A 13,489-nucleotide genomic window follows, 5' to 3' on the forward strand; every position below is an offset into this window, starting at 1 on the left:
CCCGACTTCCGACAAGGTGAAACATGGACATTCTGGCTATTCAGCCGTCGACCATCTCGGTCGACATCAAACACCCAGCCACCGGTGCGCCGATCGGTCTCAAGGTCGAGTGCGTCAGCCTGGAAGATGACCGGGTCAAGCAGGTCGAGCGCTCCATCAAGAACCGGGCTCTCCGCGGCGGCCGCAACACCGTCACCGCCGAGAAGATCGAGGACAACACGGTCGAGATTCTGTCGGCGGCTGTCGTCGGCTGGGAATGGGCTGACGGTCTTACCTTGGGCGACCTCAAGAACCCGACGCTGTCGAAGATCAATGTCGGCAAGCTCTTTGCCGTCGCGTGGATCGCCAAACAGATCGATCAGGCGCTCGGAGACGAAGCCGCTTTTTTCTCGAGCTCGGCCCGGTCCTCGCCGAGCACATAGCCCAGCACGTTAGGCTCAACACCCCAGACGAGAATGGAGAGACGCGCCGGCAGCGGAACGAACGGTTCGGACTGCCGGCGGTTGACGTAGATCCCATCAACCCCGACTTCGAGTATCTGCTCGAATGGTTCTGGGACATCAGCGCCGGCCGATCGCATGGTTTCAGCGGGCCGAACCCACTCTCCATGACCGAGATCGCCAACTGGTCGGCGCTGTCTGGCACGGTCATCCGGCGTGAGGAGATTGCGATCCTCCGCGCCATGGATGCCGCATACCTCTCTTCTGCCGCCAACGAACAGGCGGAAGCGTCCGAACGAGCCAAGCACAAGGAGTGACCCATGGCTGACGTCGCCTCTTTGGGCCTGGCTGTCGATTCCAGTCAGGTCGACAAGGGCAAGCTTTCGCTAGATCAACTGTCGAATGCGGCCAAACGTGCCCAGGCGGCAAACGACGGTCTTGCCACCTCCACAAAGAATGCCAGCGCCGCAGCGGTCGCCGCAGCGCGCTCGGCCTACCAAGAGTCGGTAGCAAAGACGGCCGCTGCCCGTGCTGCGGAAAACGCCTCAAAGGTCGACATCCAGGCCGCGATGGCAGCGCAGCGGAAGGCCAAGCAGGCACTGGAAGTAGCCAAGGCGGATCATGCTCGCGTTGCTGCCGCAAATGCCGCTGCGACGGCATCTGCCCGTGATGCAGCAGCGGCACTCAAGGCCGCGGCTGCCTATGACGTGGAAGCGGCGGCGGCGCAGAAGGCTGCCACCGCGACGAGTGTCCGGGTGACGGCGGTGAATGACAACCTCCGGCGCATGGGTGGCGGCATGTCCGGCCTTGCTGCACAGTTTCAAGACATCGGCGTGACTGCTGCGATGGACATGAACCCGATGCTCATCGCGCTGCAGCAGGGAACGCAGATCGCGGGGCAGTTGGAGGCCGCGATGCAGGGCGGAGGATCTGCGGTCGGGGTTCTGGGTGAGGCGTTCAAGTCGCTTTTCTCCCCCCTGACATTCGTGACGATTGCGCTGACAGCACTGGCCGCCTCCGGGCTACAGATGATCGATTGGGCTGGAGTGGCTTCGATGCTTCTCAAGGGCCTAGCGGGCGTCCTTGAGCCCGTTGCTCCCTATGCCGCAATGGCGGCTGCTGGCCTGGCGCTGCTCTACGCGCCCGCGATTATCGGTGGCGTTGTCTCGCTCATCGCATTGATGGGGCGCCTTGCAGTTTCGGCAGGCATTGCGGCTGCTGCAATGGCGGCAGCCAACCCGGCCGCGGCTTTCGTTCTCGGCGTCACCGCGGCCGTCGCTGCTGCGAACATTTTTCGCGACGAACTCACCCAGATTTTCGGCGTCGACATCGTGGGCGCGGCCAAGACGGGGGCGAACTACGTCATCGGGTCGTTCGTTGCCGCCTTTGAGGATCTGAAGTTTGTCTGGAACCAGTTCCCGAACATCGTTGGGGCGGCTGCGGTAGGGGCGGCGAATGCGGCAATCTCCGGGATCGAAAGCATGCTCAATGCTGCCGCGGGACTGCTCGACCAGTTCATCGACAAGGTGAACGGAGCGCTTTCGATGCTGCCTGGCGGGTTCAGCATCGGCAAGATTGGTGCGTTTGAGATTGGCAAGATCGCCAATCCCTATGCCGACGCACTCTCTGGTGCGGTTGCGGATAGAAACGCTGCGGTACAGGGCGCCTTGAGCCGAGATTATCTCGGAGAGTTCGGCACTGCCATTTCGAATGGCGCGTCGGCCGCCTCAGGGAAGCTGAAGGAACTCGCCGGCAGTTTCACGAACGTCGAAGGCGCCGCGGGCAAGGCCGGACGGGCAGCAAAGGATGCCGCCGAGGGCGCGAAAGATCCTTGGAACGGGTTGCGCAATGCAGTCGACCGCACCAAGGAAGCGATGAGCTTTGCCCGCGACCTGGCGGGTGGGTTCCTCTCTGATCTCCGAAGTGGCCTTAAGCAGGGCGAGGGGTTCTGGGCGAGCTTCAAGAACGCCGCACTGAACGCACTCGACAAGATCGTAGACAAGCTTTTGAACAACGTCCTCGACGCCCTGTTCCAGGTCAACACAGCCGGGTCAGGAATAGGGGGCGGTGGCGGCGGCATCGGTGGTCTGCTCGGGGGCATCTTCTCCATCTTCGGCTTCGCCAGGGGGGGATATACCGGTAGAGGCGGGGCATCCGAGGTCGCGGGAGTGGTCCATGGTGGGGAATACGTCTTCTCCAAGCGTGCAACCGATCGAATAGGCGTAGGAGCGCTTGAACAGCTTCATCGCACTGCCAAAGGCTATGCCAATGGTGGCCATGTCCAGCCTTCTATGCCTCGTATCCAGGTTCCGGCGCACGGTAATGGCTCGCCACGAGAGGTCATCGTGCGCGTGGTCGGTGAGGCTGGTCCCATGTTCATCCCCACGATCCAGGCCGAAAGCAAGGACGTCGCTGTCCAGGTCACGCAGGCCGGAATCGGCCAGTACGACAAGCAATTGAACCGGACCCTGGGTGGCAAGATAGCCAACGCACAATCGAGGCAGCTGTAATGGCGATCATCTGGCCATGCTCACGGCTGGTGCCCCGCAACATCTCGGTCGACCCCGCTTCGCGTACTATGGCGGGGCCGGCTTCGGTCAGTGGGTTTGCTCAGGTGGTCGCTTCGGATGCCGGTCTTTGGAAAGCGACCTACGGGGAAATCCCTGTAAGAGACACCCAAGGTCTGAACCTGGTCCAGCTGTGGCGGGCGATTTCGGTGCAAGCGGAAGGCCGGCTTAATCCGTTGCTGATCTGCGTGCACGACATCGAGCGCAAGCCGTATCCGGCCGGAACGTCGGATGCTGACCTCGAAGGGCAGGTGCCGCATTCCGACAATGCGTTCTTCGACGACGACACCGGCTATGTCTCGTCGGTGATCGACGTGTCGCTGTCCGCCGATGCGGCCGTGCGGGCCACGACGCTGTACGTGACGAAAGCGCTGTCGGGTGACCTGGAGCCGGGGCATCGCTTCTCTATTGGCGAACGGCTCTATCAGATCCGCAGCGTCACCGCCCAGGATGCCGCCTCGGCCACGATCAAGATATGGCCGCCCCTGCGCGAGGCGTGGAGTTCCGGCGCCCGGCTCGAGTTCGATCGGCCGGTGCTGCGCGTCAGGCTGGCGAGCGACAAGGAAATGGACCTGCCGCTCGAGCTCGGCCGCTGGTCGTTCCCGAGCGTGAACTTCATCGAGGATCTCTGATAGCCGCACTGAGTGGTTTTCGGCCCAAAAGCCTCATTCATCGAGATGCGGCGACTATCTTGCAAGCCACTGCAAATGTTGGGGGTCAACCGATGACGCCACTCAGTGCGACCGGCGCGCATCTAATCGATCTCATTTAGGGGTTTCAACTGGATGGTTGACTTCTTCACGCCTGATCAGATCGCGATGCTGTCGGCCTCGACGGTGCGCTGCGACTTCCTGGTGAAGTTCGAGTTCGCGTCGTCGACCATGCGGGCATGGAACGGCAACACCGAGCTGGTGGTGGCTGGCGACACCTATCTGCCGATGTTCGGTTTCGGCCAGATCGACGGGCTCGGCATGAGCGGCGGCACGGTGTCGGAGAATGTGACCTTGTCGCTGAGCGGCTTGCCGGGGCAGGCGCTGGACCTTTTGTCGGTTGCGCTCGACGACACACCCGAGGTCGACCAGCAGATGCTGACGATCTTCCTGCAGCTGTTCACCGACGAGTGGCAGCCGGCGGGGACGCCGATCCCGATCTTCCGCGGCTTCATGCAGCCGCCCAGCGTTTCTCGGTCGGCGATGCAGGGCACGGAAGGGGCGACACAGTCGATTTCATTGACGGCCGAGAACATCTTCTACAGCCGCTCTCGCCCTGCCTATGGCCGCAACACCGACCGCGACCAGCAAGCCAGGTCGCCGGGAGACAAGTTCTTCGGCTTCGTCGCCTCGCTGATCTCCAAGACGATCACTTATCCTGACTACTAGGGGCCGCTCCATTGCAGCAAGCCATTGATGCCGTGCGCGAGTTCATCGCGTCCGAGATCGCGAAGCCGTTCGAATGGGGCAAGACCGACTGTGCCTCGACGGCAGACCGCTGGGTGACGGGGGTGCTCGGCGCTTCGCCACTGCGCATCTTCGGGAGGGTGCACCATGACGAGGATGAAGCCCGTGAGTGGCTGTCGCAACCCGGCGGCATTGCTGTCGCGGTCAACCGTGTGATGCGCAATGCCGGCATGAGCAAGACGGCCGCGCCGGTCATCGGTGACATTGGCTTGATCATTCACCGCGAAAAGCTCTGCGTGGCCATTCATGCCGGCGAGCTTTGGTTTTCCCGCGATGCCGACGGGCTGATCGGCGCGCCGCTCTGTTCCGTCTGGAAAGCCTGGAAGGTCGTCTGAATGCCCGGACTGATCGAAAGCTTCGTGCTGCTGGCGTTGACGTCGGCGGGTGTGACGGGCGCTGCGCTGACCATCGGCGTGTCGCTTATTGCCGGCGCAATCGGCATCGGCCTGAGCGTCGGCCTGTCTTACCTCGCTTCGTCGCTGTTCCGGCCCGAACCGCCGAAGCCTGAGGACGTGCAGGTGACCGTGAAAAGCCCAGTGGCGCCGCGTCAAAGGCACTATGGCCGGGTGAAGACATCGGGCTCATGGGTGTTTGCCGAGAGCAAGAACGGAGGGCTGCACAAGGTTCTGGCGCTTGGCACGGGCGAACTGGATGCCATTGAGGAGCTTTGGGTCGACGACAACCTGGTCGTGAACAGCGGATCAGGAGGTCTTGTTCCTACCGCGCCCTACAACAACCGGCTTCGCCTGCAAACGCGGCTGGGGCTGGCAACCGAAACGCACTATTCGCATCTGACGGGCAACTTCCCGGAATGGACCTCCGCGCATCGAGGCGACGGTGTGTCGTCCATTTACGCAATTCAGCATGCCGTGGCGCAGGATCAGATTTCCTCGCTGTTTCCGAACCTGTCGAACACGCTCTATCGCGTGGTGACGCGGGGTTCCAAGGTTCTCAATCCGTCAACCGGGCTGACCGCCTGGAGCGACAACGCCGCGGCGATCATTCGCGACTACATCACCCATTCGGATGGCATGCGGTTGCCCGTCTCTCTGGTCTCGACACCCCAGGCTGCAGCGGGGTGGCTCGCCGCCTACAACAGGGCGGCAGAAGCTGTCGAGCGCAAGGCCGGCGGCACTGAGCCGCGATATCGGCTCTGGGGCACTTATCGTTTTGATGAACGGCCGGCCGATGTTCTGGGGCGGTTTCAGGAGTGCTGCGACGGGCGGATCGTACCGACACCGGATGGTGGGGTGACGCTCGACATCGGCACATGGGAAGAGCCGACCGTCATCCTCGACGAGGATGCAATCGTCGGGTTCTCCGAGCTCGCACGCGGTCGCGATATCCTGACGACGGCCAACACCATTCGCGCCACCTATCTGTCGCCGACACACGACTATCAGTCGACCGATGCCGATCAGTGGATCGACGACGCTGACGCGGCACTGCGCGGCGAGATCGCCACCGACAAGCAGTTCCTGCTGGCGCCCAGCCACGGCCAGGCGCGCCGGCTGATGAAGCTCGCGGCCTATCGCGCGAACCCTTCTTGGGTTGGCGGCTTCCAGTGCAACCTCAAGGCGCTTGCAGCCTTCGGCAAAAGGTTCGTGCGCATCCGCTATCCGTTGTTCGGTATCGACGAGGTGTTCGAGGTGCAGGACTTCCGCTTCAACATCGGCGAGGGCGGCATTCTCACCGGTGTGTCGCTGCAGGTGATCTCGATGCCGGCGGCGGCCTATGCCTGGGATGCGGCCACCGAAGAAGGCACGGCGCCGATCAGCGAGGATGTCGTTGTCGACCGAACCATTCCGGTCCCGACCGGGCTGTCCTTCGGCGTCAACCGCATCACCATCGGCGGGCAGCAGGTGCCGGTCGGCGTGATCCAGTTCGACGCGCCGCCCTCCGACGCCCTGATTGTCGAAGGCCGGTACAAGCGCACCGCTGTCAGCGAATGGCAGGTGATCCCGATCGGCGACAAGGCGACCGAGGCGCAGACCGGCGCTCTTTCCGATGGTGATCAGTATGAAGCGCAGGTTCGCCACATCACCATTACCGGCCGTCAAGGCGCATGGTCGGCGAGTCAGACCGTAACCGTGGTCGCCGACACAACGGCGCCAGGTGTCGTGACCAATGTCACCAAGTCCGGTGGTGCTGGCACTGTCGATCTCGGTTGGAAGAGCCCGAACAGCGCCAACTACTCGGCGGCGAACATCCGCCGAAACACGGTCAACACCGAGGGGACTGCGACACTGGTTCGCACCGAGTATGGCGGCCCATCGGCCAACGACACCTGGCAGGATACCGGCCTTGCCGCCGGCAATTACTATTACTGGATCAAGGCTCGCAATGCTTCCGGCGTCGAAAGCGCCAGCGTTGCCACCGGTTCTGTGACCGTCACCTAAGACGCCTCTCCCAAGGAAAATCATCGATGAAAAATCCCAACACCGCCCCGAGCGGCGACCGACAGCGCGCGCCTGAAACAGTGCCGTTCGACGACGACGCGACATTCGACGACGGCTCCGAATTTGCCGGCGAGACCACTGGGGAAACCGCACCATGAAGGCCAATGACGTCTATCGCGACTTCGTAACGGACGGTGTTGCGGCCAGTGGCAAGCACCAGCCGAAGAAGGCTGAAATCAGGGAGCTTCTTACTGGCTACGAGGCGACGATCACTGCCTTTACCTCCAATGGCGGCCTGATCTACGACACGCGCGCCAACCTGTTCGCCGACCTTGCGCACGCCGCCAATACCTCGGCATGGGTCATCACGGATCCGACGGTGGGTTACAATGGCATCTACCGCAAGGTCGGGGCTTCCGGTGCTGGCTCGTGGAGCCGTGTCGCCGATCTGCCCTACAGCTTCATCCGGCTGAACGATGCCGGCGCGGGCACGGCTAACGCTATCGTTGCGACGTCGAGCATCCCCCTGCCGGCCTCGTCGTCGGCGGCGCTGCTGGTGATGAACGTGTTTGAGGCCAACACCGGCCCGGTGACCATCGCCGCGAATGGCGCGGCAGCCAAGCCGCTGAAGACGAACTCGGGCAACGACCTGGCCGCCAACTACCTGACCGCCGGCATGATGGTCAGTTTCATCGACGACGGGACTAGCTTCCGTCTGCTGTCTGATGTTGCAAGCGCGGCGATCGTCGCTGCGGCCGATGCGGCGCGGGTGGCGGCTGAGGCGGCCGCGGCGAGCATCGATTATCTGGCAGTTGCGGACAGGGCGGCCCTTAAGGCGGTGGATACATCAGCGCACACCGCTGTCTTTTTGAAGGAACTCGGCCGCGAAGGGGTATTTGTCTGGCGCTCCGGCAACTTCACCTCGCTGGTCTCTGCGGACGTCTACGAGGGAATTTACGTCAAAGCTGACGCTGTCGCGTCGTCTGCCGGCGCATGGGTGCGACAGCGCTCGGACCTAGATGTCTGGGGGACCTGGTTTGGAGCTGTCGCCGATGGTGGAACGATTGACAACCAGCCCATGATCCAATCGGCTCTGAATTTGATCGCTGGTACCTGTGTTCGGTTGGGCGCCGGCACCTGGGGGTCTAATGCACCAATGAACGTACCGAACAACGGCGCAATCAAGGGCGCCGGGATCGGCTCGACCACCATCCGGGCGAAGAGCACCGGCGTCAATCTCGTCATCCTGAACAGCCGAAGCACAGTCAGCGACGTGACGCTGGACGGTGTCACCGTCGATGATGTTGCCGGTGGTGGAGGCGTGCTCTTCCAGGGCAGCTATTCCACGGCGGAAAACATTCTCTCCGAAAACCATGGGTTCCATGGGTTCGCCTACAACGGTGGCGCTTCCAACCGCAATTTCCAGATCAACACGCATTCTCGAAATTGCGGTCACCGTGGCACCAACATGAGCGAAGGCTCATATGGGAACATCGTCGACAACTACACGGCCGAGGACTGCAAGCGTGCAGGGCTAATTGTCGGCTACCGAAGCCATGACAATGTCTTCACCAACATCTGGATCAAGAACTGCGACAATGTCGGTCTGTGGATCCACATGGACTGTTGGAACAATGTGTTCACGAACGTCGTTCTCGACACGCCTTCGGCCGCCGGCAAGGCATCACCGCAGCTTTATGTCGGTGCTCACACCTACGACAATCAGTTCGTCAATTTCGTCATCAGGGGCTCTTCGTCACGCGGCATTTACCTGTTCAACAGCGCTACTGATCATCCTGAACTCGGAACTACCGACGGGCCGACCGAACGAAACATCTTCCGGGGCTTCAAGATTTACGGCGACGGAACGGCGAATTCGGATGGCATCAGGCTGACCACGACGGATTCACAGTTGGTTCGCAACAACGTGTTCGATGAGTTCTTCATCGACAACCACGCCGATGGTGTCGATCAGTCCGACAGTGGCGTGTCCGGTCAGGAGTATCGAAACTTCAAGTTTGGCACGATCACCAACAAGCGCTTCCGGGGTGGCGACAATTCCGACCGCTACAAGACGGCTAAGTTGGTCAATTTCGAGGGCGTGACAGGCATAGGCGTGCTGACGGCCGCCTCGAACAGCCTTGACGCTCAGCCAACGCTGCCTGCGACCGGGGTATCCGTCAACAATCCGTATCCCTTCCCGGTCGTCATCTACATCGGTGGCCTTGCGGGAACTGCCAATGTCTCGATCAACGGTGCGAATGTGGCGTCGGCCCCGAACGATCTCGGTAACGGCACCCATATCCTTCCGGTCGGGGCATCAATAACCCTGAGCTACACCAGCGGATCCCCCAACTGGCGCTGGTGGGCGATGCTCTAACGGGTCGGTAAACCGAGCTCGCAACTTGTCGGCCGGGCGCTCGACTGCGAAATGGAGGAGGGCGCCCAACGCTATCGCGATCCCAAGGAATACGGGGGCCATCATGGGGTCGCCGCGGCCCTCGATGATCATCCAGTTCGTCACGATCGGCATGTGGATCACGTAGACCGGATAGCTCAGTTCTCCGATTGCCCGGTCTCTGCGCCAGTTGCGAGTGAGGCCGAAGATGGGGATAAGCGCCATGGCGAATAGCAGGTAGGTGACGTCCTGCATCAAGCCCCAATGCCCTGCGTAGGCCCCGACGAATTCGGCCAGGATCATGAATGCCGGCCCTGCGGTGAAGCAGATCACACCTGCGTAGGCTGCGTTTCGGGACGGGATGGTTTCAAACCACGGCTTCACCGCCGCGTATACGTGGTAGGCGATCATGCCTGCGAAGAACAGGTAGAAGAAATTGAATGCCGATCGGCCGCGCAGCGGATGAAGCGGGCCGACATTCGACGAGATCCAGACGTGGATGGCGTAGGCTCCGGCGAATGCGAGAATGAGACGGCGCGGTCTGCGGGCCAGAAATGGGGCCGCGACGTAAAACCAGATCTCAATGCCGAGCGTCCACATCTGCCGCATCATCGGCAACGCATCGAGCGGATGCACCGTCGCGGTTCTACGGATGTCGTTGGTGGCGATGATCGTGCCCGACACCGTGTCCAACGCGAACCAAGTCAGGGTGTCGTACCCGACCAAGGCGACCGCGACGAACTTGACGTAGAGATCCGTGATCGGCGCCTTGTCGGCGATGCTGTTCATTTCGTGCACGAACAAAAGGACGGCGGCAAACGCTACGATATAGGTCGGCCACAGTCGGAGAAATCGAGCGATGTAGAAGCGGAATGCGCTCCCTTCTGGGTACTTCGTATTCAGCACGAGGGCCATGTAGAAGCCCGAGATCATGAAGAAAAACATCACTGCGAAGTGGCCATCGACACCTAGCCATTTCGAGTAAGCGGCATGATCAAGCACCACGACTAGCGCGAGAAATAGTCTCGTGAACCCCAAGGCGTCACCCCTCACTTTCGGTGACGGTCTAGCATTCTAGGCGTTTGGCGCACAACCGGCGCTGCCCACTATCCCCATACTGAGGACATTCCCATGGACCGCAACTTCGCGCGGGCGCTTTCGCTCGTTCTGAAACATGAAGGTGGTTGGTCGGATCATCCGGCAGATCCGGGCGGCGCTACCATGAAGGGAGTGACGCTGGCGAACTTCCGCCGCTACGTGAAACCGGGCGCAACCAAGGACGACCTGCGCCGGATCACTGACGCGCAGTTGGCCACGGTTTACCGGCGCTTCTACTGGGATGCGGTGCACGGCGCCGAGCTTCCCGATGGGATCGATTACGCCGTCTTCGACTTTGCTGTGAACAGCGGGACGGGCAGGGCGGCGAAGTACCTGCAAGGCGTCGTCGGCGTCGTCCAGGACGGCAGGATCGGCCCGGCCACACTTGCCGCCACCAGCGCCATGATGCGCGCCACGGTCATCAACGACCTGTGCGACAAGCGCATGAAATTTCTGCGTGTCTTGAAGACCTGGCCGACGTTCGGCAAGGGCTGGACCGCCCGCGTCTCCCGGGTTCGCGCGGCGGCGCTGAAGATGTCCGAACCGAAACCCGCTTCGCCTCCGGTCACCGCGCCTCCGGTCACCTCCGAGCCCGTCGTTATCGAAAAGTCCGTGGTCGCGGATCCTGGCGAGCTCGAGCAGCATCCGCTGAAGAGCAAGACCGTCTGGCAGTGGGTGATTACGAGCGTGATCGTGCCGATGCTGGCGGTGTTTCAGGACTGGCGCGTTCAACTCGCGATTGTCCTGATCATCGCGGCATTTGCGGTATACGCGATCAAGCGCCGGGTGGACCTTTTCAAGGCCGTCAAAGGGCTCAAAGCGGAGTTGGGCGGATGAGAGCCTATCTGCTCGCTGGTGCCGCGGCGGCGATCGCCTTGGCGCTGACCTGGAGCCACACAGCGGCCTATCGCTACGGCCGTTCGACCGAACAGGCGAGGTTCGCCGCTGAGATCACCAAGGAGAACGACAATGCGGGCACCGCTGCTGAGAACTGGCGCGCTGAGCTTCGCCGCTGCACTGGCACTGGCGGGCTGTTCGACTTCGAAACCGGCGCCTGTCAGCACTGACGGGCTGCGCGCCGTCGTTGGCACGTCCCTGGTCGGCGTGAGGGGCAGGGCGCCGGCAGACCAGGCAGGCATCGACGATATGGCCGCAGGCCTTTGCGCCGCTGGCGTGTGGACCAGGAGCGAATGCGCTCGGCATGGAAAGGAAAGCCGGCTGTGACACGCGAAACGATCGGCGAGCGGCAGGTACGCGTGGAAGAGCAGTTGAAGGCGGTTGAAAAGGCGTTGGTCGTTCTGGCCCAGCAGGGGGTCGAGGCGGCCGAAGGTCGAAGGCGGGGCTATGAGGCCGCTGAGGCGACGCGTCTCGATGTCCATGATCTCAAGCGCCGGTTGGACAGCCTGGAAAAGGCGGTCGACGCCATCAAGCCGACCACGACCGAATATGCCCAGGTTCGTGATCGCGTGGCGTTCGCCGGCACACTCGGTAAAGCGCTGTGGGCCGTCGGCAAACAGGTCCTCGCGGCTGCGGCCGGCGCTGCGGCAGCCTGGTATGCTATTACGGGGCGCCCGCCGCCGTGACTGCGTAGGGGATTACCCGTCCTCGGTCCATTCGAGTCGTTCGCCAAAAACGCGCTATTTCTCGGCGTATTCTCTGTTCAACTGTTGCGCGGGGCCTCCACCGTTGGCGCGTCGGCGCAACCGCCTGGCGCCCGCCCTCCAAACTACTGGGGAGCAACTTGGCGCTTCCTGGCAGGAACATGTCCTGAATGCACAAGGCAGGGCTGATCTGCCAGTAGGAACCTTGGTCAAACAGGAAGTTGTCGACGGGGCGGTCAATTTTCACCGACGAGACGAGCTTAGCGGCGAGCTTTTTCGATATGACGTATCCAGCCGAGCCGTTGTGAAAACTCTTGAGGGAAACCAGCTTATGGCTTCCCAGCCTGACCACATCCCTACCGGTGCGTACCGGGTTTAACGTTGTTTCGAGCTTGATCAGGTCGAGTCCTTGAGGGATCCAGTTGGAATCCTTCAGATACCGGGTCGCGTCAGGGGCGAGATGAACGTCATCCTCAAATATGCACCCGAATTCATCGGTGCCGCTGGCAATTATCTTCCACGCCTCGATGTGACTTAGGAAGCACCCGACTTCCCCGCCCGTCCATCCCGTTCCAACGACATGGGATGTGTCTTCGTCACGCAAGTTGTTCTTGTCGATGGCTGCAATGCGTTCAAAATCTAACCCCAATGACGCGAACGAATCCGACATCCATTGAAGTCTATCGGTTGCGGCATCAAGGTTGATCACGAATAGGCGCATGGTCCAGTCTTATCGCTACTGGTATGCGTCTGCTAGCCCCCTTTCGAAGGCACGACAGCGCGGCCACTGGCGCGACATCAACCCCAGTCCAAACAGACGTGAGATAGCTGCTCTACTGTGATCCGGTTTCGAATTCGATCCAGGCGCGGTGTCAGTTGCGGGAAAAGGCGGTCATGGGTCTCGACCAACATCGCACCAATGCTGCGATAGATGCCCGACTCAAACAGCGCTTCCAAACATTCGACCTCAGCACCTTCGATGTCCATCTTGATCACCGAAACGGGCTCGCGCAGATCCCGTAGGAATTGCACTAGGTCGATAACCTCCACCTCGATCTGGCTGCCGCTTGCATGTTCGTGGGTCTCAAGCAGCGACGACGACTGTGTCTTGCCAACATTCGCGATATCGGGCCGCTGATAAAAAACAGCGGTACGCGCCGAAGCGCCGACCGCCTTCGGGATGATTGTGACCCGGTCATTGCGTCCAAATCGCTCGACGAGAACCTTCCTGGCGACCGGATCAGGTTCGAATGCGATCACCCGCATCCCGTACGCAAGCGCACGGTTGGTCACATCCCCGACATTGGCGCCGAGATCAACGAACAGTCCCCCCCGAGGCGCAGACTTCATTAGCTTGTAGAAGGTGTATTCCGCCTTGCGCGTCGGGTTCGGCGGTCTCTTCCAACGCCGATACAAATGCCACCGCACCATGAATTCCGGATAGCTCTCGCTAAACATCCCGCCAACCCCCAATATTAGCCCGTAAGGTTGGTATCGGCATCGGTGTAGATTGGCAATTGGAGCGCCTA

16 protein-coding genes are annotated in these 13,489 nt (G+C 61.5%); 13 read left to right on the forward strand and 3 right to left on the reverse strand.

The window, feature by feature from the left end; translation table 11 throughout:
• Window positions 1-23: 23 nt before the first annotated feature.
• From H5P29_RS13625 to H5P29_RS13660, 9 genes are all read left to right on the forward strand, one after another.
• The gene (locus H5P29_RS13625; RefSeq protein ID WP_154384906.1) at window positions 24-422 is read left to right on the forward strand and encodes a hypothetical protein; all 399 of its coding nucleotides are present in this window, start codon (window positions 24-26) and stop codon (window positions 420-422) included.
• Window positions 423-607: 185 nt separating this feature from the next.
• Complete coding sequence (locus H5P29_RS32570; RefSeq protein WP_246670745.1) at window positions 608-757, forward strand: hypothetical protein; 150 nt, start codon at window positions 608-610, stop codon at window positions 755-757.
• Window positions 758-760: 3 nt separating this feature from the next.
• The gene (locus H5P29_RS13635) at window positions 761-2,950 is read left to right on the forward strand and encodes a phage tail tape-measure protein (RefSeq protein ID WP_154384907.1); all 2,190 of its coding nucleotides are present in this window, start codon (window positions 761-763) and stop codon (window positions 2,948-2,950) included.
• The gene (locus H5P29_RS13640; protein ID WP_246670746.1) at window positions 2,950-3,639 is read left to right on the forward strand and encodes a hypothetical protein; all 690 of its coding nucleotides are present in this window, start codon (window positions 2,950-2,952) and stop codon (window positions 3,637-3,639) included. Before H5P29_RS13635 ends, H5P29_RS13640 begins: the two co-directional genes overlap by 1 nt.
• Before the next feature lie 153 nt (window positions 3,640-3,792).
• Window positions 3,793-4,386 carry a hypothetical protein gene (locus tag H5P29_RS13645; RefSeq protein WP_154384908.1) on the forward strand — a complete coding sequence of 198 codons (594 nt, stop codon included), beginning with the start codon at window positions 3,793-3,795 and terminating at the stop codon, window positions 4,384-4,386.
• Between the two features lie 32 nt (window positions 4,387-4,418).
• A complete protein-coding gene (locus H5P29_RS13650) occupies window positions 4,419-4,799 on the forward strand; it encodes a hypothetical protein (RefSeq protein WP_246787042.1) in 381 nt (126 codons plus the stop codon).
• On the forward strand, window positions 4,800-6,863 hold the full coding sequence (locus H5P29_RS13655) for a fibronectin type III domain-containing protein (protein WP_154384910.1): 2,064 nt from the start codon (window positions 4,800-4,802) through the stop codon (window positions 6,861-6,863).
• Window positions 6,864-6,889: 26 nt separating this feature from the next.
• Window positions 6,890-7,021 carry a hypothetical protein gene (locus tag H5P29_RS32805; protein WP_256438691.1) on the forward strand — a complete coding sequence of 44 codons (132 nt, stop codon included), beginning with the start codon at window positions 6,890-6,892 and terminating at the stop codon, window positions 7,019-7,021.
• A complete protein-coding gene (locus H5P29_RS13660) occupies window positions 7,018-9,243 on the forward strand; it encodes a right-handed parallel beta-helix repeat-containing protein (protein ID WP_154384911.1) in 2,226 nt (741 codons plus the stop codon). Before H5P29_RS32805 ends, H5P29_RS13660 begins: the two co-directional genes overlap by 4 nt.
• Here the strand turns inward: H5P29_RS13660 and H5P29_RS13665 are convergent.
• Window positions 9,184-10,299, reverse strand: coding sequence for an acyltransferase (locus H5P29_RS13665; protein WP_154384912.1), 1,116 nt, complete (start codon window positions 10,297-10,299; stop codon window positions 9,184-9,186). The genes H5P29_RS13660 and H5P29_RS13665 overlap by 60 nt on opposite strands.
• Before the next feature lie 93 nt (window positions 10,300-10,392).
• Between H5P29_RS13665 and H5P29_RS13670 the strand changes: the two genes are divergently transcribed.
• Genes H5P29_RS13670 through H5P29_RS13680 form a run of 4 tightly spaced genes read left to right on the forward strand, consistent with a single transcriptional unit; the run spans window position 10,393 to window position 11,942 of the window.
• Window positions 10,393-11,196, forward strand: coding sequence for a glycoside hydrolase family 108 protein (locus H5P29_RS13670; RefSeq protein ID WP_154384913.1), 804 nt, complete (start codon window positions 10,393-10,395; stop codon window positions 11,194-11,196).
• A complete protein-coding gene (locus H5P29_RS13675; protein ID WP_154384914.1) occupies window positions 11,193-11,426 on the forward strand; it encodes a hypothetical protein in 234 nt (77 codons plus the stop codon). The genes H5P29_RS13670 and H5P29_RS13675 overlap by 4 nt, the downstream gene beginning before the upstream one ends.
• Window positions 11,329-11,583: a hypothetical protein gene (locus H5P29_RS32575; protein WP_246670747.1), complete on the forward strand. Its 255-nt coding sequence runs from the start codon at window positions 11,329-11,331 to the stop codon at window positions 11,581-11,583. Before H5P29_RS13675 ends, H5P29_RS32575 begins: the two co-directional genes overlap by 98 nt.
• Window positions 11,580-11,942 carry a hypothetical protein gene (locus tag H5P29_RS13680; RefSeq protein WP_185910362.1) on the forward strand — a complete coding sequence of 121 codons (363 nt, stop codon included), beginning with the start codon at window positions 11,580-11,582 and terminating at the stop codon, window positions 11,940-11,942. The genes H5P29_RS32575 and H5P29_RS13680 overlap by 4 nt, the downstream gene beginning before the upstream one ends.
• On the opposite strand, the gene H5P29_RS13685 is transcribed toward H5P29_RS13680, so the two are convergent.
• Both H5P29_RS13685 and H5P29_RS13690 read right to left on the reverse strand, forming a co-directional pair.
• Window positions 11,920-12,681 carry a glycosyltransferase family 25 protein gene (locus tag H5P29_RS13685; protein ID WP_154384915.1) on the reverse strand — a complete coding sequence of 254 codons (762 nt, stop codon included), beginning with the start codon at window positions 12,679-12,681 and terminating at the stop codon, window positions 11,920-11,922. The genes H5P29_RS13680 and H5P29_RS13685 overlap by 23 nt on opposite strands.
• Window positions 12,682-12,758: 77 nt before the next feature.
• The gene (locus H5P29_RS13690; protein ID WP_154384916.1) at window positions 12,759-13,418 is read right to left on the reverse strand and encodes an FkbM family methyltransferase; all 660 of its coding nucleotides are present in this window, start codon (window positions 13,416-13,418) and stop codon (window positions 12,759-12,761) included.
• Window positions 13,419-13,489: the final 71 nt, after the last annotated feature.

This window comes from Aminobacter sp. MDW-2 (assembly GCF_014250155.1).
Taxonomy (GTDB): Bacteria; Pseudomonadota; Alphaproteobacteria; order Rhizobiales; family Rhizobiaceae; genus Aminobacter; species Aminobacter ciceronei.

Coding starts and splice junctions, on each gene's coding strand:
- H5P29_RS13655 (WP_154384910.1), top strand. CDS start 4,800: ATGCCCGGACTGATCGAAAGCTTCGTGCTGCTGGCGTTGACGTCGGCG.
- H5P29_RS13690 (WP_154384916.1), bottom strand. CDS start 13,418: ATGTTTAGCGAGAGCTATCCGGAATTCATGGTGCGGTGGCATTTGTAT.
- H5P29_RS13670 (WP_154384913.1), top strand. CDS start 10,393: ATGGACCGCAACTTCGCGCGGGCGCTTTCGCTCGTTCTGAAACATGAA.
- H5P29_RS32575 (WP_246670747.1), top strand. CDS start 11,329: ATGCGGGCACCGCTGCTGAGAACTGGCGCGCTGAGCTTCGCCGCTGCA.
- H5P29_RS13685 (WP_154384915.1), bottom strand. CDS start 12,681: ATGCGCCTATTCGTGATCAACCTTGATGCCGCAACCGATAGACTTCAA.
- H5P29_RS13635 (WP_154384907.1), top strand. CDS start 761: ATGGCTGACGTCGCCTCTTTGGGCCTGGCTGTCGATTCCAGTCAGGTC.
- H5P29_RS13625 (WP_154384906.1), top strand. CDS start 24: ATGGACATTCTGGCTATTCAGCCGTCGACCATCTCGGTCGACATCAAA.
- H5P29_RS32570 (WP_246670745.1), top strand. CDS start 608: ATGACCGAGATCGCCAACTGGTCGGCGCTGTCTGGCACGGTCATCCGG.
- H5P29_RS13640 (WP_246670746.1), top strand. CDS start 2,950: ATGGCGATCATCTGGCCATGCTCACGGCTGGTGCCCCGCAACATCTCG.
- H5P29_RS32805 (WP_256438691.1), top strand. CDS start 6,890: ATGAAAAATCCCAACACCGCCCCGAGCGGCGACCGACAGCGCGCGCCT.
- H5P29_RS13660 (WP_154384911.1), top strand. CDS start 7,018: ATGAAGGCCAATGACGTCTATCGCGACTTCGTAACGGACGGTGTTGCG.
- H5P29_RS13645 (WP_154384908.1), top strand. CDS start 3,793: ATGGTTGACTTCTTCACGCCTGATCAGATCGCGATGCTGTCGGCCTCG.
- H5P29_RS13675 (WP_154384914.1), top strand. CDS start 11,193: ATGAGAGCCTATCTGCTCGCTGGTGCCGCGGCGGCGATCGCCTTGGCG.